This is a genomic window from Klebsiella sp. C239 (assembly GCF_048822715.1).
GTDB lineage: Bacteria > Pseudomonadota > Gammaproteobacteria > Enterobacterales > Enterobacteriaceae > Klebsiella > Klebsiella quasipneumoniae.
The window spans coordinates 171,876-196,122 of record NZ_JBMEZK010000003.1 but is presented as its reverse complement, the minus strand read 5'-3'; the positions used below and the strand labels follow the sequence as shown (position 1 = coordinate 196,122).

At 60.4% G+C, this 24,247-nt stretch carries 22 protein-coding genes; 7 read left to right on the top strand and 15 right to left on the bottom strand.

The genetic code is table 11. The features are described from left to right. Positions 1-278 precede the first annotated feature (278 nt). The gene (gene chiP / locus ACOI6Z_RS09840) at positions 279-1,682 is read left to right on the top strand and encodes a chitoporin ChiP (protein WP_023288850.1); all 1,404 of its coding nucleotides are present in this window, start codon (positions 279-281) and stop codon (positions 1,680-1,682) included. A gap of 47 nt (positions 1,683-1,729) precedes the next feature. Beyond that, positions 1,730-2,062, top strand: coding sequence for a ChiQ/YbfN family lipoprotein (gene chiQ, locus ACOI6Z_RS09835; RefSeq protein ID WP_023288851.1), 333 nt, complete (start codon positions 1,730-1,732; stop codon positions 2,060-2,062). Between the two features lie 51 nt (positions 2,063-2,113). Here the strand turns inward: chiQ and ACOI6Z_RS09830 are convergent, their stop codons facing one another. The 8 genes from ACOI6Z_RS09830 to ybfF form a co-directional block, all read right to left on the bottom strand. Then, on the bottom strand, positions 2,114-3,409 hold the full coding sequence (locus ACOI6Z_RS09830; RefSeq protein WP_065812198.1) for an MFS transporter: 1,296 nt from the start codon (positions 3,407-3,409) through the stop codon (positions 2,114-2,116). Between the two features lie 54 nt (positions 3,410-3,463). After that, the gene (tcuB, locus tag ACOI6Z_RS09825; RefSeq protein ID WP_023288853.1) at positions 3,464-4,603 is read right to left on the bottom strand and encodes a tricarballylate utilization 4Fe-4S protein TcuB; all 1,140 of its coding nucleotides are present in this window, start codon (positions 4,601-4,603) and stop codon (positions 3,464-3,466) included. Then, positions 4,590-5,993: an FAD-dependent tricarballylate dehydrogenase TcuA gene (gene tcuA / locus ACOI6Z_RS09820; RefSeq protein WP_023288854.1), complete on the bottom strand. Its 1,404-nt coding sequence runs from the start codon at positions 5,991-5,993 to the stop codon at positions 4,590-4,592. Before tcuA ends, tcuB begins: the two co-directional genes overlap by 14 nt. 97 nt (positions 5,994-6,090) lie before the next feature. Beyond that, on the bottom strand, positions 6,091-7,017 hold the full coding sequence (gene tcuR, locus ACOI6Z_RS09815; RefSeq protein WP_065812197.1) for a tricarballylate utilization LysR family transcriptional regulator TcuR: 927 nt from the start codon (positions 7,015-7,017) through the stop codon (positions 6,091-6,093). Positions 7,018-7,144: 127 nt separating this feature from the next. Next, a complete protein-coding gene (gene fur / locus ACOI6Z_RS09810; protein ID WP_004885952.1) occupies positions 7,145-7,597 on the bottom strand; it encodes a ferric iron uptake transcriptional regulator in 453 nt (150 codons plus the stop codon). 291 nt (positions 7,598-7,888) lie between these two features. Beyond that, positions 7,889-8,419 (bottom strand): flavodoxin FldA, encoded by a 531-nt coding sequence (fldA, locus tag ACOI6Z_RS09805; RefSeq protein WP_002894765.1) that lies wholly within the window; start codon positions 8,417-8,419, stop codon positions 7,889-7,891. A 151-nt stretch (positions 8,420-8,570) separates the two neighbouring features. Next, the gene (ybfE, locus tag ACOI6Z_RS09800) at positions 8,571-8,864 is read right to left on the bottom strand and encodes a LexA regulated protein (RefSeq protein ID WP_002894767.1); all 294 of its coding nucleotides are present in this window, start codon (positions 8,862-8,864) and stop codon (positions 8,571-8,573) included. Between the two features lie 133 nt (positions 8,865-8,997). Then, positions 8,998-9,771, bottom strand: coding sequence for an esterase (ybfF, locus tag ACOI6Z_RS09795; protein WP_023288857.1), 774 nt, complete (start codon positions 9,769-9,771; stop codon positions 8,998-9,000). A 183-nt stretch (positions 9,772-9,954) separates the two neighbouring features. Here ybfF and seqA point away from each other — a divergent pair, with 183 nt between their 5' ends. The 3 genes from seqA to ACOI6Z_RS09780 are packed head-to-tail and all read left to right on the top strand — an operon-like array spanning position 9,955 to position 12,668. Continuing rightward, the gene (seqA, locus tag ACOI6Z_RS09790; protein WP_032428668.1) at positions 9,955-10,503 is read left to right on the top strand and encodes a replication initiation negative regulator SeqA; all 549 of its coding nucleotides are present in this window, start codon (positions 9,955-9,957) and stop codon (positions 10,501-10,503) included. A gap of 32 nt (positions 10,504-10,535) precedes the next feature. Next, positions 10,536-12,176 (top strand): phosphoglucomutase (alpha-D-glucose-1,6-bisphosphate-dependent), encoded by a 1,641-nt coding sequence (pgm, locus tag ACOI6Z_RS09785; RefSeq protein ID WP_023288859.1) that lies wholly within the window; start codon positions 10,536-10,538, stop codon positions 12,174-12,176. A 54-nt stretch (positions 12,177-12,230) separates the two neighbouring features. Beyond that, positions 12,231-12,668, top strand: coding sequence for a hypothetical protein (locus ACOI6Z_RS09780; protein ID WP_049014755.1), 438 nt, complete (start codon positions 12,231-12,233; stop codon positions 12,666-12,668). Here ACOI6Z_RS09780 and kdpE read toward each other — a convergent pair. Genes kdpE through kdpF form a run of 6 tightly spaced genes read right to left on the bottom strand, consistent with a single transcriptional unit; the run spans position 12,650 to position 20,435 of the window. Then, positions 12,650-13,327, bottom strand: coding sequence for a two-component system response regulator KdpE (kdpE, locus tag ACOI6Z_RS09775; protein WP_002894776.1), 678 nt, complete (start codon positions 13,325-13,327; stop codon positions 12,650-12,652). The two genes, ACOI6Z_RS09780 and kdpE, sit on opposite strands and share 19 nt — an antisense overlap. Then, complete coding sequence (gene kdpD / locus ACOI6Z_RS09770; RefSeq protein ID WP_032455149.1) at positions 13,324-16,011, bottom strand: two-component system sensor histidine kinase KdpD; 2,688 nt, start codon at positions 16,009-16,011, stop codon at positions 13,324-13,326. Before kdpD ends, kdpE begins: the two co-directional genes overlap by 4 nt. Beyond that, a complete protein-coding gene (gene kdpC / locus ACOI6Z_RS09765) occupies positions 16,012-16,587 on the bottom strand; it encodes a potassium-transporting ATPase subunit KdpC (protein WP_049014758.1) in 576 nt (191 codons plus the stop codon). It lies immediately after the preceding gene. Positions 16,588-16,597: 10 nt separating this feature from the next. Then, positions 16,598-18,646 carry a potassium-transporting ATPase subunit KdpB gene (gene kdpB, locus ACOI6Z_RS09760; protein WP_004885966.1) on the bottom strand — a complete coding sequence of 683 codons (2,049 nt, stop codon included), beginning with the start codon at positions 18,644-18,646 and terminating at the stop codon, positions 16,598-16,600. A gap of 20 nt (positions 18,647-18,666) precedes the next feature. Further along, complete coding sequence (kdpA, locus tag ACOI6Z_RS09755) at positions 18,667-20,346, bottom strand: potassium-transporting ATPase subunit KdpA (RefSeq protein ID WP_060589633.1); 1,680 nt, start codon at positions 20,344-20,346, stop codon at positions 18,667-18,669. Continuing rightward, a complete protein-coding gene (kdpF, locus tag ACOI6Z_RS09750) occupies positions 20,346-20,435 on the bottom strand; it encodes a K(+)-transporting ATPase subunit F (RefSeq protein ID WP_020323459.1) in 90 nt (29 codons plus the stop codon). The genes kdpA and kdpF overlap by 1 nt, the downstream gene beginning before the upstream one ends. A 307-nt stretch (positions 20,436-20,742) precedes the next feature. Between kdpF and ACOI6Z_RS09745 the strand changes: the two genes are divergently transcribed. Further along, positions 20,743-20,952, top strand: coding sequence for a DUF2517 family protein (locus ACOI6Z_RS09745; RefSeq protein WP_004142243.1), 210 nt, complete (start codon positions 20,743-20,745; stop codon positions 20,950-20,952). A gap of 182 nt (positions 20,953-21,134) precedes the next feature. Further along, positions 21,135-22,577, top strand: a complete 1,443-nt coding sequence (phrB, locus tag ACOI6Z_RS09740) for a deoxyribodipyrimidine photo-lyase (protein WP_064158156.1) — start codon at positions 21,135-21,137, stop codon at positions 22,575-22,577. Here phrB and ACOI6Z_RS09735 read toward each other — a convergent pair. Continuing rightward, entirely contained in the window at positions 22,549-24,027 is a 1,479-nt protein-coding gene (locus tag ACOI6Z_RS09735; protein ID WP_032455154.1) for an MFS transporter, read from the bottom strand. The genes phrB and ACOI6Z_RS09735 overlap by 29 nt on opposite strands. Positions 24,028-24,247 lie beyond the last annotated feature (220 nt).

Below are 24,247 nucleotides of genomic sequence, written 5' to 3'. Positions count from 1 at the left end.
TCGCTTTCAGGTTTTGCGTTTTTCCCTGATTTTGCAATGACTTCCATGACAAAATCATCAGAGATAAGACTGTAACAAAACGACATAAATTATGTGCGCTTTGTCATAATCTTAAGCTTTGCCTCACGAAAAACATTGATAATTCGCGTCACGAAAAATAGTCTATCTACAGTGGTTTCGCGGCCTTTTTCACCGCCCCACATTTTGCAGTGTTATTTATTTTTTTTAGCGAATGACCCCTGGTCTTCGCCTTTTAAAACGTCAAAGAGGATATGCACATGCGTACGTTTAGTGGCAAACGTAGTACGCTGGCGCTGGCTATTGCCGCCGTCACCGCGATGTCGGGCTGGGTTGTGATTCCGCAGGCCAGCGCAGCAGGCTTTATCGATGATTCTACTTTAACCGGCGGTATCTATTACTGGCAGCGTGAGCGTGACCGTAAAGATGTGACCGACGGCGACAAATACAAAACCAACCTTTCCCACTCCACCTGGAACGCCAACCTGGACTTCCAGTCCGGCTATGCCGCCGATATGTTTGGCCTTGATATTGCGGCGTTTACCGCGATTGAAATGGCGGAGAACGGCGACAGCGGCCACCCGAACGAAATCGCCTTCTCGTCGCGTAACAAAGCCTATGACGAAGACTACTCCGGCGATAAGAGCGGCATCAGCCTGTATAAAGCCGCTGCGAAATTTAAATACGGTCCGGCATGGGCGCGCGCGGGCTACATCCAGCCAACCGGTCAGACCCTGCTGGCGCCGCACTGGAGCTTTATGCCGGGTACCTATCAGGGGGCGGAAGCCGGGGCCAACTTCGACTATGGCACCGCGGGCGCGTTAAGTTTCTCCTACATGTGGACGAACGAGTATAAAGCGCCATGGCATATCGAGATGGATGATTTCTACCAGAACGATAAGAAGACCAAAGTCGATTATCTCCACTCCGTCGGCGCCAAATATGATTTCAAAAACGACCTGGTGCTGGAGGCGGCATTTGGTCAGGCTCAGGGCTATATCGATCAGTACTTTGCTAAAGCCAGCTACAAGTTTGACGTCGCCGGCGCGCCGTTGAGCACCAGCTACCAGTTCTACGGCACTCGCGATAAGGTCAGCAACGGCGGGGTCAACGACATCTATGACGGCACCGCATGGCTGCAGGCGTTAACCTTTGGCTATAAAGTGGCGGATGTGCTGGATCTGCGTCTGGAAGGGACCTGGGTGAAGGCCGATGGCCAGCAGGGCTACTTCCTGCAGCGTATGACCCCGACCTACGCCTCCTCCAACGGTCGTCTCGATATCTGGTGGGATAACCGTTCCGACTTCAACGCCAACGGCGAAAAAGCGGTCTTCTTCGGCGCGATGTATGACATGAAAAACTGGGATATGCCGGGCTGGGCGTTTGGCGCGTCTTATGTGTACGCCTGGGATGCGAAGCCGGGCAAAATGTCCTCCCCGGACGCCTACTATGACGCTGATTACCGTCTGAAAGAGTCGGCCTACAGCCTGGATGCGCTGTATACCGTGCAGGAAGGCCGGGCGAAGGGCACGCTGTTTAAACTGCACTTTACCCAGTACGACAACCATTCCGATATTCCGAGCTGGAGCGGCGGCTACGGCAACATCTTCCAGGATGAACGCGACGTGAAGTTCATGGTTATCGCCCCGTTCACAATTTTCTGATGCCTGCGCGGCGGGCGTGAGCCTGCCGCACCTCTGGGAGAACGACAATGAAAAAAATGCTGCTTATCGCCATGATGGCATCGGCTCTGGTGGCCTGCACCACGTCGCCGGCACCGAAAGAAGACACCAAACTGAAAGATGCCTATAGCGCCTGTATTAATACGGCGGAAGGCAATCCGGACAAAATTGAAGCCTGCCAGAGCGTACTGAATGTCCTGAAAGAGGATAAACAGCACCAGCAGTTTGCTAACCAGGAGAGCGTCCGGGTGCTGGATTATCAGCAGTGTATCCAGGCTACCCGTACCGGTAACGATCAGGCGGTGAAAGCGCGCTGCGACCAGATCTGGAAAGAGATCCGCAGCAATAACACCACCCATTAAGCCAGATGGCAGCGGCAAACGGGCGGAGTCTATCTCCGCCCGTTTGTTTTTTTAGCGCTGACTCTCCGCCGGCTGATAGCCGCGACTCAGGCGCACGAACAGCAGCGCGGTGGCGATGAACCCGCACAGCGCAGCGCACATCAGCCACCATCCCGGCGCGCTTTTATCGCCGGTAAGCTCGACCAGGGCAGTGGAGATAGCCGGCGTCAGGCCGCCGAAGATGGCGGTGGCGAGGCTGAAGGCCAGCGAAAAGCCCACGGTGCGGACATAAACCGGCATCACTTCAGTGAGCGCCGCCACCATCGCGCCGTTATACATGCCAAAGAAGAAGGAAAACCACAACAGGACCAGCGTCATACGGGTGAAATCCGGCGCGGCGGTGAGCCAGTGCATCACCGGCCAGGTGGTGAGCAGCGCCAGCACGGTAATCCCCATCAGCACCGGGCGACGACCGATCCGATCAGAGATCGCGCCGCCAATCGGTAACCAGATAAAATTGGAGATGCCCACCAGCAGGGTGACCAGCAGGCTGTCGCGGGCGCTGAGGTGCAGCACTGCTCTGCCGTAGGTTGGCGTATAGACAGTAATAAAGTAGAAAGTGGTGGTGGTCATCGCTACCAGCAGCGTCCCCGCGGTAATAATGCGCCAGTTTCTGGCGATGGTGGTCAGGATCTCTTTGGTATCCGGGCGATGTTTACGCTGCAGGAATTCCTCGGTCTCCTGCAGCGAGCGGCGCAGCACGAAAATCAGCGGAATGATCATACAGCCAATAAAAAAGGGGATGCGCCAGCCCCAGGCGGCAATCTCCTCATGTTCCAGCGTGGCGTTCAGCGCATAGCCGATCAGCGCCGCCATGATGATAGCCACCTGCTGGCTGGCGGACTGCCAGCTGGTATAGAAGCCTTTATTGCCCGGCGTAGCGATTTCAGAGAGATAGACCGACACTCCGCCAAGCTCGACACCCGCCGAGAACCCCTGCAGCAGACGGCCCACTAACACGAGGATCGGCGCCAGCACGCCGATAGTCTGATAGCCAGGGACCAGGGCGATGAGTAGCGTCCCGCAGCCCATGATCGCCAGGGTGACCATCAGCCCTTTGCGGCGACCGATTCTGTCGATATAAGCGCCGAGCACCACCGCGCCGATAGGACGCATCAGGAAGCCCGAGCCAAATACCGCAAAGGTGAGCATCAGCGCCGCGAACTCGCTCTCCGCCGGAAAGAAGGTGCGGGCGATATAGGTGGCGTAAAAGCCAAACAGGAAGAAGTCGAACTGTTCGAGAAAATTACCGCTGGTCACGCGGAGGATAGCGCCGACGGTGCCGGCGCGGGTGGGTTGTTGGGTCATAGGGGGTGCTCTCCATTGTCATTATCTTGTTGTTATCGGGTGCAGAGGGGCAGGTCAGTCGCCGGCGACGCCCGCCTGTTTTCCGCGGCGTTTCTCAATCGCCCACTTGAGTAACGCCGCACAGCGATAAAATCCGTGGGCAAATTTTCCATACGGCAGGGTTAAGAACAGGGCCATCACCACCCCGAGGTGGATGGCGAGCAGGACGCCCATCCACGAAGTATCCCGCCCCGCCAGCAGCGCCAGGCCGGTGAAGCTGGTCAGCAGCAGCAGCAGAATAAATCCGCGATCCATCGGTTTCTGCCGCGCGTCGCCGTGCAGCGGCGAGCGGCGCAGGTTCAGCCACAGCAGGCCCGCCGGGCCGACCAGCAGGCCGATGCCGCCGAGGGTGCCGAGCAGCACCGGCAGGCTGAAGAACGGGTAGGGGGCTTCCTGGCCGGCGATATAGTGATAGCCCGTGGCCACCACGGTGGCGGCGAAACAGAGCATAAAGCCGTAGAAGGTGCAGTGGTGGAAACGGCGGCGCAGCAGGGTGAAGGCGTCATCGGCTTCGTTGCAGCCTTTCCCGTGCCCGCCGTCGAGATATTTCAGCGTCAGCGCATCATGGGATGCCTTCGCAATATCAATCGGTTGCGGCTGGCCCGGGGAGATCTCTCGCCAGAAGCGGATCACCCCGCTCATCAGTAAGCCAATCGCCAGCACAAAGACCGAACCAAACATCCACGCCAGCAGGTTATGGGGGAATATCTGGTAGAAGTCGCCCGCCAGCGGCGGATGGCGCAGCGAGCCTTTGAGCCCCATCGCCAGCAGCAGAAAGACAATCAGGCCGCCGACCAGCGCCAGCACGGTGGTCATGCCGGCCCGGCGGTACAGGCTGCCAAAGGCGGCGGGCTGGGCGTAGTGTTGATAGGTCTCGAGCCGGACTTCGGCCATCGCCTTCGGCACGTTAATGGCGAACTCGTGCGGCGGCGCATACTGGCAGGCATGCAGGCAAGCGCCGCAGTTATGGCACAGGTTAGCCAGATAGTTGATATCCGCCTTGCCAAAGGCCAGGCGCTGGGTCATCGCCGGGAACACGGCGCAAAACCCTTCGCAGTAGCGGCAGGCGTTACACACCTGCATCACCCGTTCGACTTCCGCCTCCGGTTCGGTGATGATCTGCGCGTCTATGATCAGCTTTTCAAGCGACTTCATGGTGTTTCTCCTGCTGCGCCGCCCGGGCGGCTTGCTGGCCGGCGATGCGGCCGAAGGTGGTGCCGATCGACATCCCGACGCCGGCGGTGTAGCCCTTGCCCAGCACGTTGCCGGCCATCATTTCCCCGGCGACGAACAGATTACGGCTGGGTTGACCGGCGAAATGGACGGCGGCGGTGTCGTCGACGTAGAGCCCGAGGTAGGTGAAGGTGATCCCCGGCCGCAGGGCGTAGCCGTAGTAAGGCGGCGTATCGATGGGGCGCGCCCAGTGGGTTTTCGCCGGCGTGAGGCCAGAGGTCGCGCAGTTATCCAGGCGGGTGTGATCGAACTGGCCCGGCGCGCAGGCGGCATTATAGTCGGCGATGGTTTGCGCTAAGCGTTCGCCGTCCAGCCCCAGCTGGCGGGCCAGTTCCGCGATGGTATTGGCCTGAGCGCCGGGAAAGACGGGGGGCATAAAGTGGCCGATGGCTTTGCTGTCGATGATCGAGTAGCCGATCTGTCCAGGCTGGTGGGCGACCAGTCGGCCCCAGATGGCGTAGCGTTTAGGCCAGAAATCTTCCCCCTCATCATAAAAGCGCACGGCATCGCGGTTGACCACCACCCCCAGCGAAACGCAGTCGACGCGGGTGCAGATCCCGCCGTCATAGAGCGGCGCCCGGGCGTCAATGGCGACGCAGTGGGACTGGGAAGGATCGCCGATGATATCGGCCCCGGCGTCGATCATAAACTTGAGCAGCACCCCCTGGTTGAAGCGCGTGCCGCGGATGAGAAAGTTATCGGCGGGCCATTCGCCGCGGTCATTTTGCCCCCAGGCCTCGCGCAGCCACTCGCGGTTGGATTCAAATCCGCCGGCGGCGAGGACGCAGCTTCTCGCGACAATCCGTTCCTCGCCCGCCAGCGCGGCGACAAATTCACCGTTGCGCAGTTCCAGAGCCTGCACCGGCGTGTTGTAGCGGATCTGCACCCCCATCCGCTCTGCGCTGCGGTAATAGGCATTGACCAGCGCTTTGCCGCCGCCCATAAAAAAGGCGTTGGTGCGGGCCACGTGCAGGGCGCCGGAGAGCGGCGGCTGAAAGTTAACCCCGTGCTGACGCATCCAGTCCCGGCACTGTGACGAGGTGCGAATCACCAGCCGGGCCAGCGCTTCGTTGGTGTTCCCTTCGGTGACGCGCAGCAGATCCTGCCAGTACTCCTCTTCCGGATAGCTGTCGACCAGCACGTCCTGCGGCGCATCGTGCATACAGCGCAGGTTACGCGTGTGCTGCGAATTGCCGCCTCGCCACTCCCGCGGCGCCGCCTCCAGCAGCAGCACCGAGGCGCCGGCTTCCCGGGCGGTTAAGGCGGCGCATAGCGCGGCATTGCCGCCGCCAATGACCAGTACATCCACCATTATCGGCTCCCTTATAATTTAATTAATTGTTAAATTTGTAATGGGAATGTAGGCGGTAACGGCGGCGGGGCGCTATGGCGTAACGCTAAAGAGGGGTTTAGTTAACGTAAAGGGTGGCGCCTGGCCAGCGATCGGACTCCACCAGCTGGCGCATGACTTTGCTTAGTATGACCCGTGCCGCAAGGCCTGCCGGGGTGAGCTCATCATCCGACAGGCTGACCAGAAAGTTGGGGCGGCTGAGGATCGGATTAGCGATGCCGATCACCCTCAGCGCCTGATGGTCGAGATGGGAAATAGCGGCCCCGGGCTGCAGAGTGGCGCCCAGTCCGCTGCGCACGGCCTGCATCAGAAGGGCCAGACCGTCAATGTCCGCCACCACCTCAACGCTGAGGCTGTGCTGCTGGCAAACCGCCTCCAGCCTGCCGCGCAGGCCGTGGCCCTGGCTTGGCATAATCAGCGGCAGGGTGGTGAGCTGGTCAGGGGAAACAGGGTCATCCGGCAGCGAGGCCAACAGCGCATGGGTGCCGATCAGGAACAGTCGCTCTTCGAGCACCGGTCTGGCGCTCCAGCGCAGGATCTTCTCCTGCTGGAAGACGATGGCTAAATCCAGCTGGCGGGTGTTGATCATCCGCTCCAGATTCCCGGAGAGGCTTTCCACCAGGTGCAGGCGGACGTCGGGGTAGCTCTCGCGCATCGCGTTGATGAACGGTACGCCAAGAACGGAGGCGGTGCTGGGGGCCATGCCGACGCTGACGTGGCCCGACAGCCGCGCCTCGCGGGCGGCGAGGATGGCATCATCGGCATGACGCAGCGCCAGCTGCGCCTGTGAGTAGAAAGCGAGGCCCGCGCTGGTGGGCGTCACGCCGCGAGAGGTTCGCTGCAGGAGGCGAATGGACAGCTCATTTTCCAGACGCGCGATCTGCTGGCTGAGCGCCGAGACGCCGATATTCAGATCGAGCGCGGCGCGGCCCATGCTGCCGGTTTCAACAATGCGCGTAAAATAGCGTAGCTGGCGAAGTTCCATATCAACTCTCCGGACAAAGCGGGGACTCGCGAGGGTCGCCGCCGGGACGTGAGCGGGAAGCGCGGCAGAAGCGCCCATAAAAAAGCCAACCGGCTGGTTGGCTTTTCAGAGCAGGCGAAGCAGGGAATTACTTTTCCACTGCGTCGTGGGCGTGTTCGTCCTCGCGGCAATCACCTTCCGCACAGTGACCGTACAGATACAAACTGTGGTTGGTCAGGCGGATGCCGTGACGGGAAGCGATTTCACGCTGGCGCGCTTCGATAGAGTCATCACTGAATTCGATCACTTTGCCGCAGTCGAGGCAGATCAGGTGATCGTGGTGATGCTGCTGGGTCAGTTCGAAAACGGATTTACCGCCTTCAAAATTATGACGAGTCACGATACCGGCGTCATCAAACTGGTTGAGGACGCGGTAAACGGTCGCCAGACCAATCTCTTCGCCCATGTCGATCAGGCGTTTATATAAGTCTTCCGCACTGACATGATGGTTATCCGGTTCCTGCAGCACTTCAAGGATTTTCAGTCGAGGAAGTGTGACTTTCAGGCCAGCCTTCTTTAATGCGGTATTGTTGTCAGTCATGCGGAATCTGTCCTGTTGCTAAACGATCTACTTCCTTCAACGGAAGTCATACAGAAATTAACCCGACGTAATGCGTCTCATTATAGAACTGCCACTGGTAAATGAAAACTGCAAGCATCGGGCCTGGTTTGCTGTCAAAAACGAGGCACCAGCTACAAACTGCGTCACGTGCCTCGTAGAATCAGAGGACATTGTACAGATATGTGATTAAAAGTTAAAAACTTGTAGCTATTAGTTTGATTGCTTTTGTCTATTAATACGACGCAACTCAATGATTGCGCCGCTTAATGATCAGGCGTTTTTGATTTCTTCGAGGTGCAGCTCTTCAGCTACCTGCTTCACCCACTTCTCAACGCGCTCGTTGGTCAGTTCCGGCTGACGGTCTTCATCAATGGCGAGGCCGACGAAGTGGTCGTCATCCGCCAGGCCTTTGGAGGCCTCGAAGTGATAGCCGGCAGTCGGCCAGTGGCCAACGATGGTCGCGCCGCGCGGCTCAATGATGTCGCGGATGGTGCCCAGCGCATCGCAGAAGTACTCTGCGTAGTCTTCCTGGTCGCCGCAGCCGAACAGCGCCACCAGCTTGCCGTTAAAGTCGATCTCTTCCAGCGTCGGGAAGAAGTCGTCCCAGTCACACTGGGCTTCACCGTAGTACCAGGTCGGGATGCCGAGCAGCAGGATGTCGTGGGCTTCCAGATCTTCTTTGCTGCTTTTGGCAATGTCGTGAACATCAGCAACATCTTTACCAAGCTGCTTTTGAATCATTTTTGCAATATTTTCGGTGTTGCCGGTGTCGCTGCCAAAAAAGATGCCGATGATTGCCATGAGTAAAATAACCTCTTGAAACTTAAATGATGTGGTAGGGACGCGATGCCCACAGATAACGGCAATCATAGCAGAACAGGCAAGGACGCGGAAACAGCAATCACGCCCGACTGCACACTCTGCTACATGAATGCGGATTTTTCGCGGAAAGTTAGACTTTTCCCTGGCTGCGCAGGGCGGTTAATTGCGTCATCAGCATCTCTTCGATGAGATCGCTGCGGCTCATATTACGCGCTTCCGCCAGTTCGTTAAGCGCATCGACCGCGTCGGCGTTGAGCTTTAGCTCCACGCGCTTCAGCCCGCGCACTTTATCGCGTTTCAGCTGATTACGTTTGTTGATGCGCAGTTGTTCATCGCGCGACAGCGGATTGGTTTTTGGTCTTCCCGGGCGACGCTCGTTTGCGAACAAATCTAATGTCGTACGGTCCGTTTGTTCTTTTGCCATGATTCTGAGTGACTTCGGGGAAACAAGCTGCCGGGCTCTAGCCGGCGCAGATAGCGCGCCATCATACATCAGGCGAACGGCTGCGCCAACGACCGCGGGCATTCTGCGGCGCGGTCGGGCATATTTTAGCCAATCAGGCGCCAATGCTCGTGAGATAGCGGCGGATCGCGCGCAACACCGCTTCGGGTTTCTCGGCATGGACCCAGTGTCCGGCGCCGGCGATGACGTGGGCCCGGGCCTGCGGGAACTGGGCCAGCAGCGCGTCGCGGTAGGCGTCGGTCACGTAGGGTGAGTTGCCGCCGGGAATAAACTGCGTCGGGTGAGGCCAGGCCGGGATGGTTTCCCAGCCGACGATATGCGGGTACTGGTCCCACAGCACCGGGACGTTGAAGCGCCAGTCGCCGTCGACGAAAGATTTCAGCAGGAACTGAATCACTCCCTCTTCCTGCAGATGCTCGCGCATCACCTGCGCCGCCTGCTGGCGGGTGCTGGCGGCGGATTCGCTGACGGCGCGGATAGCGGCGAAGATCTCATCATGGCGGCGAACATGATAATCCACTGGGGCGATATCGATCGCCACCAGACCGTTGATGCGCTCCGGCGCCAGGGCGGTCAGCGCCATCACCGCTTTGCCGCCCATCGAATGGCCGATAAAGGTGGCGCGCTCAATCTGGTGCGCGTCGAGCGTATCGAGCAGATCCTGCGCCATCGCGGGGTAGGTCATCTCTGGCGACCGCGGCGACAAACCGTGGTTGCGCATATCGACCTGCAGAATATCGTGGTCGGCGACCAGGTCGCGGGCGAGGATGCCCAGGTTGTCCAGGCTGCCAAACAGACCGTGGACCAGCACGATCGGGGAGTGGTTGTGCGGATTCTGTGCAGATTGCGCTCGGCTATTTAATTTCATGGCAAAGTTCTTTTTTTCGCTCCGTCGGGTTAGGGTATTATGTTGGACATTCTGCCATCCGGCTGCAAGACCCAGAAGTTTTCTGAGTTTTACCGCCATCCTGGTTTGACGCTATCCGCGGTTGGGATTTGTACTTATAATCCCAACGATTTGTATTCAGAAAAGATATCGCACTGGATTAAGATGAAAACAATTGAAGTTGATGATGAACTCTATCGCTATATTGCCAGCCACACTCTGCATATCGGCGAGAGCGCATCCGACATTTTACGGCGCATGCTGAAATTTTCCGCCGTTTCCCAACCGGCTACACAGGTCAGCAAAGCAGCGCCGGCGCTGGCGCCCGCGCCTGCCGTTGAGGTGAAACCCGCTAACCCGGCGAAAGATAAAGTCCGCGCCATGCGCGAGATGCTGTTATCTGATGAATACGCCGAGCAGAAGCGCGCGGTGAACCGTTTTATGCTGGTGTTGACGACCCTCTACTCCCTGGACAGTAAAGCATTTGCCGAGGCGACCGAGTCTCTGCATGGCCGCACGCGCGTCTACTTCGCGGAAGATGCGCGTACGCTGCTGAAAAGCGGTAATCAGACCAAACCGAAACAGGTTCCTGGTACACCGTGGTGGGTGATCACCAATACCAATACCGGCCGTAAATGCAGCATGATTGAGCACATCATGCAGTCGATGCAGTTCCCTGCGGAGCTGATTGAAAAGGTTTGCGGCACGATCTAGCTTTTTAACATTTGCACCAGAAGGATCAGGCAATGGCAATCGATAAACGTGCGGGGCAGCCTGCGCAACAGAGTGATTTGATTAACGTCGCCCAACTGACTGCTCAGTACTACGTGCTGAAGCCTGAAGTCGGTAATGCGGAGCATGCGGTCAAATTCGGCACCTCCGGCCATCGCGGCAGCGCGGCGCGTCACAACTTCAACGAACCGCATATCCTGGCCATCGCCCAGGCGATTGCGGAAGATCGTGCGAAGAACGGGATCACCGGTCCGTGCTATGTCGGTAAAGATACCCACGCCCTGTCCGAGCCGGCGTTTATTTCGGTGCTGGAAGTGTTAACCGCCAATGGTGTTGACGTGATCGTGCAGGAAAACAACGGCTTCACCCCGACGCCGGCGGTCTCCAACGCGATTCTGGTGCATAACAAAAAAGGCGGTCCGCTGGCGGACGGCATTGTGATCACCCCGTCACACAACCCGCCGGAAGATGGCGGTATCAAGTACAACCCGCCAAACGGCGGTCCGGCTGATACCAACGTCACCAAAGTGGTGGAAAACCGCGCCAACGAACTACTGGCCGCTGGCCTGCAGGGCGTGAAACGCCTTCCTCTGGACGCGGCGCTGGCTTCCGGCCACGTCAAAGAGCAGGATCTGGTGCAGCCGTTTATTGAAGGCCTGGCGGATATCGTCGACATGGCGGCGATCCAGAAAGCGGGCCTGACGCTGGGCGTCGATCCGCTGGGCGGTTCCGGTATCGAATACTGGAAGCGCATTGGCGAGCACTACAAGCTCAATCTGACCATTGTGAACGACCAGGTAGACCAGACCTTCCGCTTTATGCACCTCGATAAAGACGGCGCCATCCGCATGGACTGCTCCTCGGAATGTGCGATGGCGGGCCTGCTGGCGCTGCGCGATAAGTTCGATCTGGCGTTTGCCAACGACCCGGATTACGACCGTCACGGGATTGTCACCCCAGCCGGGCTGATGAACCCGAACCACTATCTGGCGGTGGCGATTAACTACCTGTTCCAGCATCGTCCGCAGTGGGGCAAAGAGGTGGCGGTCGGTAAAACCCTCGTCTCCTCGGCGATGATTGACCGCGTGGTGAACGATCTGGGCCGCAAGCTGGTGGAAGTGCCGGTGGGCTTTAAGTGGTTCGTCGACGGCCTGTTCGACGGCAGCTTCGGTTTCGGCGGCGAAGAGAGCGCCGGGGCCTCCTTCCTGCGCTTCGACGGCACGCCGTGGTCCACCGATAAAGACGGCATTATCATGTGCCTGCTGGCGGCGGAAATCACCGCAGTGACCGGCAAAAACCCGCAGGAGCACTATAACGAGCTGGCGGAGCGCTTTGGCGCGCCGAGCTACAACCGTCTGCAGGCTTCCGCGACCTCCGCGCAGAAAGCGGCGCTGTCTAAGCTGTCGCCGGAAATGGTCAGCGCTGACACCCTGGCGGGGGATCCGATCACCGCCCGTCTGACCGCAGCGCCGGGCAACGGGGCGGCGATTGGCGGCCTGAAAGTGATGACCGACAACGGCTGGTTCGCGGCGCGTCCGTCAGGCACCGAAGACGCCTACAAGATCTACTGCGAAAGCTTCCTCGGCGAAGAACATCGCAAACTGATCGAAAAAGAAGCGGTAGAGATTGTCAGTGAAGTGCTGAAGAACGCCTAAAGGCGCACGACCATCAGGCCCCTCGCGGGCCTGATTTTTTTCGCAAGGATAGCGATGAAAATACAACGGAAGTCCCTGTTTTTGTTCTGGGCGTGGATGGATCTCTTTTTCGTCCTGCAATTCTTATGGTGGAATATTGCCCACCGCCGACTCCCTTTTTACGACGACCTGCTGGCTTACCTCCAGCTGCTGCACGACTGGGGCGCTGCGGCGGTCTGGCTCTATCCGCTGAATGTGCTGCTGATTATCAGCATCCCGCTGTCGATGATCCTCTTTTTCCGTCAGAGCCGCTATGGGCTGTGGCTGGCCTGGGGGCAGGCGCCGCTCAGGCTGGTGTTTATGCAGCCCTCGCTTTCTGTGGGTCTGTGGCTGATTCAGGCCGCCGGCGTCCGGCATTTCGCGATCCTGGCAGGCTTCCTGCTGCTCTCTGAAGGGTTGAAAATCGCCAGCCTCTGGTACTGCAGAGGCGGGGCTCAGGGCATAAAGCGATAGCCAATCCCGGTTTCGGTCAGCAGATGCTGCGGGCGCGCCGGATCGGCCTCCAGCTTTTGCCGCAGGTGACCCATATAGATCCGCAGATAATGGCTGTGCTCCACGGCGTTAGGGCCCCACACCTGATTCAGCAGCTGGCGCTGGGTAAGCACTTTGCCGGGATTATTCAATAGCGCCGCCAGCAGGCGAAACTCGATGGGCGTCAGGTGGATCTCTTCGCTGCCGCGCAGGATGCGGCGGGCGGGGATATTGACCTCCAGGTCGGCGAAGCGCACCACCGGCTCGTCGGCCTGCGCCGCGCCGTGACGACGCAACGCGACGCGCAGGCGGGCCTGCAGCTCGCCGATGCCAAAGGGTTTACTTAAGTAGTCATCGGCGCCGGCATCCAGGGCGGCAATTTTGTCGTGCTCTTCGCTACGCGCTGACAGGACGATAATCGGCATCTGACTCCACTGGCGCAGGTCGCGAATAAAATCAATGCCGTCGCCATCCGGCAGGCCGAGATCGAGGATCGCGAGGTCGGGCTTACGGGTGGCGGCTTCGATCAGCCCGCGCTGCAGGGTTTCCGCTTCAAATACGCGCATGCCGTCGGCTTCCAGCGCGGTGCGCAGAAAGCGACGGATAGCGTGTTCGTCTTCGATAATCAGAACGTTAATCACAATTCCTCAGATAGCTCTTCCAGTTCAGGGGGCGTTTCTCCCGGCAGTGTAACACGGAATGAGGCGCCGCCTTCCGGCCGGTTGCTGGCGGAGATGGTCCCGCCGTGGACGTCGACGATGGCCTGACAGATGGCAAGGCCCAGCCCGACGCCGGGGATCGCCGACTCTTTGTTGCCGCGGGCGAATTTATCAAAGATAGCCTGTTCCTGACCCGCCGGGATCCCCGGACCATTATCCCATACCTCCAGCGACAGCTGCCGGGCGTCTGCTTCGGCGCGAATACCGATGTCCGCCCGGGCGCCGGCATACTTATGGGCATTCTCCAGCAGATTGATCAGCACCCGCTCGAACAGCGGCCCGTCGACATGCACCAGCTGCAGCGGGTCGGGTAAATCCAGTTGAACGTGCTGGCCGCCGAGGCTCGGCTCGAGCATACGCAGCGCGCTGCCGACCACTTCCTCCAGCGTCAGCCACTCCTTGTGCAGATTAAAGCCGCCGGACTGGATCCGCGCCATATCCAGCAGGTTGTTCACCAGCCGGGTGGTATTGAGCACATGCTGGCGGATTTCATTGGCCTGCGGGGCATGCTTCGAGCCCTCGCTGGCCAGATCGAGGGTCAGGATTTCCGCCTGGCCAAACAGCACGGTGAGCGGGGTACGCAGATCGTGGGACAGGGCGGCGAGCAGCGAGTTACGCAGGCTTTCGCGCTCGCTGGTCAGCCGGGCCTGCTCTTCGCTGGCGGTCAGGGTGAGACGCTCCAGGGCGCTGGCCACCAGCAGGGTGAAGGTCTCCAGCAGCCGCTGCTGCTCCGGGATCATCAGCTGGCGCAGATTCGCCGGCTCCACCACAAGCAGTCCCCAAGTGCGGGCGGCGCTCTTCAGGGGCAGGATCTGATACGGCACGCCGGGCAGGGTATCGGTGCCGGCGCCGGCGGGTTGCCCCTTATCAAAGCTCCAACGGGCGATGGCGTCATCCCACGGCGTCAGCCCGGGCTGGTGGGTTAAGGGCAGCAGTTTCCCCTGGGCGTCCGGGAGCAGCAGCTGGCTGCGAGCCTGAAAGGTGGAGGCGATAAACCGCTCGCTGGTGGTGGCGATATCCTGCTGGCTACGACCCACCGCCAGCGCTTTGGACATTTCATACAGGTGGCGGGTACGCCGCTCGCGATAGCGCGCCACCCGCGCCTGGTAGCGCACGCCGGCGGTGAGGTTACCGATAAGCAGGCCAACGGTGAGCATCACGCCGAAGGTGAGCAGATACTGGACATCTGACACCGCCAGCGTGCCGCGCGGGGCGACAAAAAAGAGATCGAAGCTGATAACGTTGATCACCGTCGCCAGCACCGACGGCCAGCGGCCATAGAGCAGGGCGATGATCACCACCCCCAGCAGATAGAGCATGACCAGGTTGGCGGCTTCGAAGGCCATCAGCCACTGCATGGCCACCAGAGTAATGATGGCGCACAGGGCCACCGCCAACGCGCAGCCCTGCAGCTGCAGCCGCCATTTCTCCAGCGCCGGACGAGTGTCGCTGGCGCGCGCCGGAAGGGGGAAGGGCTTTTCATCCAGGGCGATGACCACCAGATCGAGGTCCGGCGCGTGACGAGCCAGACGGTCGGCGAAGCCGCTGCGATCCCACCAGCGGCGCTTGCTCTGGCGGCCGATGACAATTTTTCCGAGGTTATGTTCGCGCGCGTAATGGAGGACCGCTTTCTCTTCAGACGGGTCGGAGAGGGTGGCGGTTTCGGCGCCCAGCTCCTGGGCCAGACGCAGCGCGGCGAGGATGGCCCGCCGCCGGGATTCCGGCAGGCGGTGCAGGGAAGGCGTTTCGACATATACCGCATGCCAGACGCTGCCCAGACGGGCAGCGAGGCGGGCGGCGGTACGCACCAGCTTTTCGCTGCCGGTGTTGTGCCCGATACAGAGCAGAATGGCGTCGCGGGTGTGCCAGACTTTCTCCTGGCCCTGGCGGTCGCGCCAGGCGCGCATCTGCTCATCGACGCGATCGGCGGTACGGCGCAGAGCCAGTTCGCGCAGCGCAATCAGGTTCCCTTTGCGGAAAAAGTTCTCGATAGCGCGCTCGGCCTGGCCGCCGATGTAGACTTTGCCCTCATTGAGCCGCTGGCGCAGATCGTCAGGGGGGAGGTCCACCAGCACCACGTCGTCCGCGGCGTCAAAAAAGGGATCGGGGACGGTCTCCCGCACCTGCACGCCGGTGATCCCGCTGACAACGTCGTTCAGGCTTTCCAGATGCTGAACGTTAACCGTGGTGAAGACGTCAATCCCGGCTTCCAGCAGTTCGTCCACATCCTGCCAGCGCTTCGGATGGCGGGAGCCGGGGGCATTACTGTGCGCCAGTTCATCCACCAGAATCAGCGCCGGGCGGCGGGCGAGGGCGGCGTCGAGGTCGAACTCATACACGTAGCGCCCGCGGTGAGCGAGCCGCCGCGGCGGCAGGGTGCTCAGGCCCTGCAGCATCGCGGCGGTCTCTTTCCGGCCGTGGGTCTCCGCCACGCCAATCAGAATATCCAGCCCCTGGGCCCGCAGCCGCTGCGCTTCCGCCAGCATCGCCCAGGTTTTCCCCACCCCGGCGCAGGCGCCGAAGAAGACTTTCAGTTTGCCGCGATGCGGGGCGGCGGTGTGCTGCAGCAGGCGGTCAGGGTCCGGACGCAGCGGCTCGTCACTCATTTACTTATCCTTCAGGGCATCCAGCGCCATATTGAGTTGCAGTATATTGACCACCGGCTGGCCAAGGAAGCTCAGCAGCGGCGTTTGTGTGGCCTGGTTAACCAGCGTGGTCACCTGGTCGACGCTCAGCTGGCGCGCTTTGGCCACCCGGGGCGCCTGCCACAGCGCGGCGGCCGGGGTCAGGTTGTTATCGAGACCGCTCGCCGAGGTGGTGACCAGTTCGACTGGTACCCGCGGGTCGGCATCCGGGTTCGCGGCGCGCAGGGCCTGCACCCGCTCGCTTACCGCCTTATCCAGCGCCGGGTTGCTGGCGGCGAGGTTGCTGCCGCCAGAGGCCATCGGGTTATCCGCTGTTTCCGCGGTGGCTGACGGGCGGCCCTGGAAATAGCCTGCGGCGGTAAAGTTCTGGCCAATCAGCGCCGAGCCGCGCACCTCGCCGTGCAGGCGGATCAGCGAGCCATTGGCCTGTGAGTTAAACCACCACTGTCCCAGGCTGGTGGTCAGCAGAGGATAAACGCCGCCGGTGAGCAGGGTTAACAGAATAAATAGCACAAGTGCTGGACGAATCAATGACATAGTTTGTTCCTCACACCAGACCGCTCAGGGTCAGCAGCAGGTCAATGGCTTTAATACCGATAAAAGGCACCAGCAGACCGCCGAGGCCGTAGATCCACAGGTTGCGGCGCAGCATCGCCGAGGCGGAGAGCGGGCGATAGCTCACCCCTTTCAGGGCCAACGGGATCAGGAAGACGATGATCAGCGCGTTGAAGATAACCGCGCTGAGGATCGCCGACGATGGCGAATGCAGGCCCATCACGTTCAGCATCGCCAGCTGGGGATAGACCGCGGCAAACGCCGCCGGAATAATGGCGAAATATTTCGCCACGTCGTTGGCAATACTGAAGGTGGTCAGCGAGCCGCGCGTCATCAGCATCTGTTTGCCGATATGGACCACCTCAATCAGTTTGGTGGGGTTGGAATCCAGGTCGACCATGTTGCCCGCCTCTTTCGCCGCCTGGGTGCCTGAGTTCATGGCCACCGCCACGTCGGCCTGGGCCAGCGCGGGCGCGTCGTTGGTGCCGTCGCCGGTCATCGCCACCAGCCGACCTTCCGACTGATACTGGCGGATCAGCGCCAGCTTGGCTTCCGGCGTCGCTTCGGCGAGGAAATCGTCGACGCCGGCCTCGGCGGCGATCGCCGCGGCGGTGAGGCGGTTATCGCCGGTGATCATCACCGTTTTAATGCCCATTTTGCGCAGCTGGGCGAAACGCTCTTTGATGCCGCCTTTGACGATATCTTTGAGCGAAATAATCCCCAGCACCTTTTCACCTTCGGCAACCACCAGCGGCGTGGCCCCCTGGCGGGCGACCTCTTCCACCTGCTTCTCGACATCGGCAGGGAAGTGGCCGCCGTTGGCCTCCACGTGACGGCGAATCGCGTCCACCGAGCCTTTACGGATCATGCGCTGATCGATATTGATGCCGCTCATCCGCGTTTGCGCGGTAAAGGGGACAAAGGTGGCGTGCAGCGACTGCAGATCGCGTTCGCGCAGGTTGAAGCGCTGCTTCGCCAGCACCACGATGCTGCGTCCCTCAGGGGTTTCGTCAGCCAGCGAGGAGAGCTGGGCGGCGTCGGCGAGGGTTCGCTCTTCCACACCGCGCGCCGGCAGGAAAGCGGAGGCCTGCCGGTTGCCAAGCGTAATGGTCCCGGTTTTATCCAGCAGCAGGACATCGACATCGCCAGCGGCCTCCACCGCGCGGCCGCTGGTGGCGATCACGTTGGCGCCCAGCATACGGCTCATCCCGGCGACGCCGATCGCCGACAGCAGACCGCCGATGGTGGTCGGGATCAGGCACACCAGCAGAGCGACCAGCACGGTGACGCTCACCGCATTGCCGCTCCAGGCCGAGAATGGCCAGATGGTGGCGGTGGCCAGCAGGAACACCAGCGTCAGGGCGATCAGCAGGATCGTCAGGGCGATTTCGTTCGGCGTTTTACGGCGCTGGGCGCCTTCCACCATGGCGATCATCCGGTCGAGGAAGGTTTCTCCCGGGTTGACGCTGCAGCGGATCACCAGCCAGTCGGAGAGGATGCGCGTCCCGCCGGTCACCGAGGCGAAATCGCCGCCGGATTCGCGGATCACCGGCGCGGACTCGCCGGTAATGGCGCTTTCGTCCACTGAGGCGCCGCCTTCGATGACTTCGCCATCGCAGGGGATAATATCCCCGGCTTCCACCAGCACCACGTCGCCTTTGCGCAGGTCTTCCGCCGGCACATGGTCGACCGTCGCGTCGTGCTGCGGGGCGCGCAGCTTACGGGCGAAGGCCGTTTTTTTCACCCCTTTCAGGCTATTGGCCTGGGCTTTGCTGCGGCCTTCCGCCATCGCTTCGGCAAAGTTGGCGAACAGCACGGTAAACCATAACCAGATACTGATGGCGGCGGTAAACGTGGCGCTGCCGGTCAGAGCGCCGCCAGCCATGGCGATGGCCAGCAGGGTGGTTAACAGGCTGCCCACCCAGACGATAAACATCACCGGATTGCGCCACTGCACCATCGGGCTGAGTTTTTTCACGGCATCCAGCAGCGCCTGGCGCACCAGCGTCGGCTCCAGCAGGGCTAATTGTTTGCGACTCATAACAGGGGGCTCCGCATCGCTCAAAGTAAGGAAAAGTGTTCGGCCAGCGGGCCAAGCGCCAGCGCAGGAATAAAGGTCAGGGCGCCCACCAGCAGCACGGTGCCGATCAGCAGACCGATAAACAGGGCGTCGTGGGTGGCCAGGGTACCGGGGCTGGCCGGTTGAATTTTCTTCGCCACCAGCGAGCCGGCGATAGCCATCACCGGAATGATGACGGCGAAGCGTCCAGCCAGCATGCAGAACGCCAGCAGCAGGTTCCAGAAGGGCGTCGCCGCGCCCAGGCCGGCGAAGGCGCTGCCGTTGTTATTGGCCGCCGAGGTGACGGCGTACAGCACCTCGCTAAAGCCGTGTGGTCCGGGGTTGAACATCCCGGCGCGGCCGGCCTCGGTCATCATCGCCAGCGCCGTGCCAAGCAGCACCAGCGTCGGGGTGACCAGAATGGCCAGGGCGATCATTTTCATTTCCCGGACATCGATTTTCTTCCCGAGGTACTCCGGGGTGCGGCCGACCATCAGCCCGGCGATAAACACTGCCAGCATAACGAACAGCAGCATGCCATAGAGACCCGAGCCGACGCCGCCGAACACCACTTCGCCAATCTGCATCAGCCACATCGGCACCATCCCGCCCAGCGCGGTGAAGGAGTCATGCATGGCGTTGACCGCGCCGCAGGAGGCGGCGGTGGTGATCACCGCGAACAGACTGCTGGCGAGAATACCGAAGCGGCTCTCTTTACCTTCCATATTCAGGCTGCTGTCGGCGCCCAGCGTCAACAGGTGCGGGTTGCCGCGGGTTTCCGCCCACATCACCACGGCGACGCAGAGGATAAAGATCAGCGTCATCGCCCACAGAATAGCGCGCCCCTGGCGGCGATCGCTCACCACCTCGCCGAAGGCGAAGCACAGCGCCGCCGGGATCAGGAAGATGGCCAGCATCTGCACGAGATTGGTCAGCGCCGTCGGGTTTTCAAACGGATGGGCGGAGTTAGCGTTAAAGAAACCGCCGCCGTTGGTGCCCAGCAGCTTAATCGCTTCCTGTGAGGCGACAGGCCCCATCGGCAGCAGCTGGTGCGCCCCTTCGAGGGTGGTAAAGGGCTGGTAAGCCTGCAGGTTCTGCGGCACGCCTTGCTGAATAAAGAACAGGGCCACCAGCAGAGAGAGCGGCAGCAGCAGCCACAGGGTAATGCGCGTCAGGTCCACCCAGGCATTGCCGAGGGTGGACATTTTCTGTCGGGCGAAGGCGCGGGTCAGGGCGAAGACCACGGCGATGCCGGTGGCGGCGGAGAGGAAATTCTGCACCGTCAGCCCCACCATCTGGCTGAGATAGCTCATGGTGCTTTCGCCGGCGTAAGCCTGCCAGTTGGTATTACTGACAAAGCTGACCGCGGTGTTGAGCGCCAGATCCCACGGCAGCCCCGGCAGGTGCTGCGGGTTAAAGGGCAGCACGCCCTGGAGCATCAGCAGGGCAAACAGCGCCAGGCCGCCGAGGGCGTTAAACAGCAGGATCGCCAGCAAATACTGCAGCCAGCCCATCTCATCGGCGCGGATCCCGGCCACGCGCCACAGGACGCGCTCGACGCCGGCCAGGCCGGGAAGCGGGATGTTGTTCACCATTCTCGCCAGACACATCCCCAGCGGGCGCGCCAGCGCCAGCAATACCAGCAGGTAGCTGGCTAATAATAAAAATCCCTGGGCAGCCATCAGAATGCCTCCGCATGTATCAAGGCATAAACCAGATAAGCCAGTAACAGGAACACCAGCCCAACGCCAGTGAGTACGCCTGCAGTCACAATCCACCTCCGGGTGTGTTTTTGATTTACCAGGAGAATAGAAATTACGGCGCAAAGATTTCGCAAAAATCCGCAGGCGCGGTGTAAAAAAAGTATAAAAATGGCAAAGGCACAATTTAACTGATGGTTAGTATTAATTTAACTTTTTCGTAACTAATTTACGGGATGAATGTAAATTAAGTATAAATACGTGCTTTTTAGTGGTCGGATGAGTAGTAAAATTACAACCAACGCGGTACTATTTTGCTCAAACAAACATGGTAATTTTTTACCGGCGCGACTTGCCGGCCTGACAAAGGGGAGAGAAATGATGGCGTTGTACAAAGCTTATCCTGCTCATATTATTTTGCTGCGTCGGGCTTTCGCCGTCGTGGCTGGCGTCGCGGCGCTGCCGGTGATGCTGTTCTGGAAAGATCGCGCCCGCTATTACAGCTGGCTGCACCGGGTGTGGTCGAAAACCAGCGAGCAGCCGGTGTGGATGGCGCAGGCGGAAAAAGCCGCTCACGACTTCTACTGATTCGCCCTGCTGCAATGAAAGCCAATAACCGCCGGTTGCCCCCGGCGGTTTTTTTTCGTCGCTTGTCTACACTCGTTGCAAGCGCCGCAGCGGAATTGGCAGGTGCTTATTTTGCCGGAGCGCGCTATTTTTTCCGGCTTAGATCATGAGATGAGTTTTGCTGACGGATAATGAGGAGTGATATGGCCACCCATCTGGTCTGGTTACGCACGGATTTACGCATTCACGATAACCTGGCGCTGGCCGCCGCCTGCCGCGATTCGCAGGCGCAGGTGCTGGCGCTCTATATTGCCACCCCGGGGCAGTGGCGCGAGCATCATATGGCGCCGCGGCAGGCCGCTTTTATCGCCAGCCATTTGCACAGTCTGCACGCCGCGCTGGCGGAGCGTGGCATACCGTTGTGGGTAGAAGAGGCGGACGATTTTAGCGCCAGCGTCGAGCGGCTGGCCCAGTTTTGCCAGCAGCACCAGGTCAGTCACCTGTTCTACAACTATCAGTACGAATTCAATGAACGCCAGCGCGATGCCGCCGTTGAGAACACCTTGAGCGAAGTGATTTGCCAGGGATTTGACGACAGCGTCCTGTTGCCGCCCGGCAGCGTACTGACCGGCGGCGGCGAAATGTATAAAGTCTTCACTCCGTTTAAGAATGCGTTTATTCGCCGGCTGCGGGAAGGGCTGCCGGCGTGCGTGGCCGCGCCAAAGCCGCGCGAGGCTCTCGCCCGCCAGGCGCCGCCGCCGCCGGAGCTCAACTATCCGCAAACGCCGTTCGATGGGCTGCTGTTTGCCGCGGATGAAAAAACGGCGCTGGCGCGGCTGCGCACGTTTTGTCAGCAACCGGCGGCGGATTATGAGGGGCAGCGCGACTTCCCGGCCGTGGAAGGGACCAGTCGCCTGTCGCCCTGCCTGGCCACCGGGGTGCTGTCGCCGCGCCAGTGCCTGCATCGGCTGCTGACGGAACACCCCGCCGCGCTGGACGGCGGGGCAGGCGCCACCTGGCTTAATGAGCTGATTTGGCGCGAGTTTTACCGCCATCTGATGGTCTACTATCCGAAACTCTGTAAAGGACGGCCGTTTGTCGCCTGGACCGATCAGGTCGCCTGGCGCGAAGAGGATGGCGCCCTGCAGGCCTGGCAGCGCGGGGAGACCGGCTATCCGATTGTCGATGCCGCCATGCGCCAGCTTAACGCCACCGGCTGGATGCATAACCGGTTGCGCATGATCGTCGCCAGCTTCCTGACTAAAGATCTGCGCCTCGACTGGCGGGCAGGGGAGCGCTATTTCATGAGCCAGCTGATTGATGGCGACCTGGCGGCGAACAACGGCGGCTGGCAGTGGGCGGCTTCGACGGGCACCGACGCCGCGCCCTATTTCCGCATATTTAATCCCACCACCCAGGGCGAGAAGTTTGATAAGCAGGGGGGGTTTATGCGTCGCTGGCTGCCGGAGCTGGCAAAGGTGCCGGAGAAGGCGCTGCATCAGCCGTGGGCGTGGGCGGATAAACAGGGGATTACGCTGGATTATCCGCGCCCGATAGTCGATCACAAGCAGGCGCGGCAGGAGACGCTGGCGGCCTGGGAGGCCGCCAGAAAGGGGATTACTCCACCGCCAGACGGCGGGTCCTGACCTTCAGCGAGTGATACAGCCAGATGACCAGCACCACGCCGACGCAGGCCAGCGCGCCCCAGGTGATCTGGCTGAAGACGTTGATGTAGGCGTCAATGGAGTAGTTCACCGCCCCGGCGGCGTCGAATGACGCCTGCGAGGTCTGGTCGGCGATAACGCCGGCCAGATAGTTGGCGATAGCCCCGGAGAGCAGCATATAGATGCCGGTCAACACCCCGGTGACCCCCGGGATCTCAATGCGGGTGATTTGCGACATCGCGACCGGGTCGATAAACAGTTCGGCAAAACCCATCACCGCCAGCCCCAGCACCATCAGCGGCATAGACGACTGACCATAGGCCGCCGACCAGCGGGCGCTGAGGGTTAGGATGCAGAACCCGGCGCTCATCAGGCCCAGACCGAGGGCAAATTTACCCCAGATGCGCACGGTGCGATTACCGCCGACGCTCTCTTTCACCAGCCACGCCAGCACCATGCCGCAGAGCATCACCGCGAAGGCGTTGATCGACTGGAACATAGCGGTAGGAACTTCGTAGCTCATGATATGGCGGTTAACGAAGCGGTCAATATACAGGCTGATGGAGCTGCCGCCCTGTTGGGCGAAGGCCCAGAACAGCAGGCTGAAAGCGGTCAGGACGACGATCAGGCGCAGATCCTTGCGCTGTTTATCGGTCTCGGCGCGCAGGTAGATCCGCGCCAGCACCGCGAGGCCAATGGCCGTGGCCACGATCAGGGCATATACCGACCACTCCTGCCAGAACAGCACGGCAATCAGCAGCGGAGCAGTGACCAGCAGCACCAGCAGCCAGCCCCAGTTCGGCAGCAGGAAGCGACGGGCGCACAGCGCCTGGCGGTTCACGCCGGCGGTATGCTGGAAGTGACGGTTGCCGCAGAGGAAAATCACCAGTCCCGCCACCATGCCGATGGCCGCCAGGGCAAAGCCCATCGCCCAGCTATACTCCTCCTGGACGTAGCCGCAGGCGATCGGCGCGATGATCGAGCCGATATTGCCCGCGGCATACATCAGCGAGAAACCGCCATCGCGACGCGGATCGGCGGGTTCGTACAGCTCGCCCAGCAGACAGCTGACGTTGGATTTAAACAACCCGTAGCCGCAGACGATGATCGCCAGCGACAGGTAGAGGAAGACCGGGGCGGTTTCGCTGGCCCCGAGCACCAGATGGCCAATGGCCATCAGCAGCGCGCCGAGCATGACCGCCATCCGGTTGCCTAACAGCTTATCGGCCAGATAGCCGCCGAGGATCGGCGTCACATAGACCAGCGAACAGTAGGCGCTGAACAGGGCGTAAGCGTGGTTATCGTCATATTTAAGCTGATTGGTGAGATAGAGGATCAGCAGGGCGCGCATGCCGTAGAAGCTAAAGTATTCCCAGATTTGCAGCGCCACGACGTAGTAAATCGCCCGCGGTTGCGATGATGTTGTCTTCATGAGAAGTGTGTTTCCTGGCGTAAAGCGAAAGTCGATCGTTCTGCATGAATAGCGTTTAATTAGTCATATTCATGGCTTGAGGGGCTTTCTGATTATTTAATATGCTTTATTAGTGCATAAATATACACGAATGCGCGGCGGGATGAATAGACAAATTGCGCTATTCGGTAAAAAGTCATCGTCAGTGTCGGAGGCGGACTATCGACGACCCGAATGGATC

What these genes read in the sequence shown, in the direction of transcription:
- chiP (WP_023288850.1), top strand. Translation starts at nt 279, where the DNA reads ATGCGTACGTTTAGTGGCAAACGTAGTACGCTGGCGCTGGCTATTGCC.
- chiQ (WP_023288851.1), top strand. Translation starts at nt 1,730, where the DNA reads ATGAAAAAAATGCTGCTTATCGCCATGATGGCATCGGCTCTGGTGGCC.
- ACOI6Z_RS09830 (WP_065812198.1), bottom strand. Translation starts at nt 3,409, where the DNA reads ATGACCCAACAACCCACCCGCGCCGGCACCGTCGGCGCTATCCTCCGC.
- tcuB (WP_023288853.1), bottom strand. Translation starts at nt 4,603, where the DNA reads ATGAAGTCGCTTGAAAAGCTGATCATAGACGCGCAGATCATCACCGAA.
- tcuA (WP_023288854.1), bottom strand. Translation starts at nt 5,993, where the DNA reads ATGGTGGATGTACTGGTCATTGGCGGCGGCAATGCCGCGCTATGCGCC.
- tcuR (WP_065812197.1), bottom strand. Translation starts at nt 7,017, where the DNA reads ATGGAACTTCGCCAGCTACGCTATTTTACGCGCATTGTTGAAACCGGC.
- fur (WP_004885952.1), bottom strand. Translation starts at nt 7,597, where the DNA reads ATGACTGACAACAATACCGCATTAAAGAAGGCTGGCCTGAAAGTCACA.
- fldA (WP_002894765.1), bottom strand. Translation starts at nt 8,419, where the DNA reads ATGGCAATCATCGGCATCTTTTTTGGCAGCGACACCGGCAACACCGAA.
- ybfE (WP_002894767.1), bottom strand. Translation starts at nt 8,864, where the DNA reads ATGGCAAAAGAACAAACGGACCGTACGACATTAGATTTGTTCGCAAAC.
- ybfF (WP_023288857.1), bottom strand. Translation starts at nt 9,771, where the DNA reads ATGAAATTAAATAGCCGAGCGCAATCTGCACAGAATCCGCACAACCAC.
- seqA (WP_032428668.1), top strand. Translation starts at nt 9,955, where the DNA reads ATGAAAACAATTGAAGTTGATGATGAACTCTATCGCTATATTGCCAGC.
- pgm (WP_023288859.1), top strand. Translation starts at nt 10,536, where the DNA reads ATGGCAATCGATAAACGTGCGGGGCAGCCTGCGCAACAGAGTGATTTG.
- ACOI6Z_RS09780 (WP_049014755.1), top strand. Translation starts at nt 12,231, where the DNA reads ATGAAAATACAACGGAAGTCCCTGTTTTTGTTCTGGGCGTGGATGGAT.
- kdpD (WP_032455149.1), bottom strand. Translation starts at nt 16,011, where the DNA reads ATGAGTGACGAGCCGCTGCGTCCGGACCCTGACCGCCTGCTGCAGCAC.
- kdpC (WP_049014758.1), bottom strand. Translation starts at nt 16,587, where the DNA reads ATGTCATTGATTCGTCCAGCACTTGTGCTATTTATTCTGTTAACCCTG.
- kdpB (WP_004885966.1), bottom strand. Translation starts at nt 18,646, where the DNA reads ATGAGTCGCAAACAATTAGCCCTGCTGGAGCCGACGCTGGTGCGCCAG.
- kdpA (WP_060589633.1), bottom strand. Translation starts at nt 20,346, where the DNA reads ATGGCTGCCCAGGGATTTTTATTATTAGCCAGCTACCTGCTGGTATTG.
- ACOI6Z_RS09745 (WP_004142243.1), top strand. Translation starts at nt 20,743, where the DNA reads ATGATGGCGTTGTACAAAGCTTATCCTGCTCATATTATTTTGCTGCGT.
- phrB (WP_064158156.1), top strand. Translation starts at nt 21,135, where the DNA reads ATGGCCACCCATCTGGTCTGGTTACGCACGGATTTACGCATTCACGAT.
- ACOI6Z_RS09735 (WP_032455154.1), bottom strand. Translation starts at nt 24,027, where the DNA reads ATGAAGACAACATCATCGCAACCGCGGGCGATTTACTACGTCGTGGCG.